Source organism: Serratia sp. CoH_122_TC_1 (assembly GCF_058191755.1).
Genome location: NZ_JBXWLA010000093.1, coordinates 1 through 213, shown reverse-complemented (window position 1 = coordinate 213; position 213 = coordinate 1). Strand labels below are relative to the sequence as shown.

The 213-nt window shown below is 51.6% G+C and carries 1 tRNA gene; it reads left to right on the top strand.

The features are described from left to right. Window positions 1–137: 137 nt before the first annotated feature. Window positions 138–211, top strand: a tRNA-Arg gene (locus AC2FC2_RS27100). The last annotated feature ends 2 nt before the right edge of the window (window positions 212–213 follow it).

Genomic DNA, 213 nt, shown 5'->3' with positions numbered 1-213 from the left:
CATCCATAGCTCAGCTGGATAGAGTACTCGGCTACGAACCGAGCGGTCGGAGGTTCGAATCCTCCTGGATGCACCATATTTTGCAGTATGGTGGGGTAGTAACAACGTACCATACGGTATCAAAAAAGAATTCCTGTGCATCCATAGCTCAGCTGGATAGAGTACTCGGCTACGAACCGAGCGGTCGGAGGTTCGAATCCTCCTGGATGCACC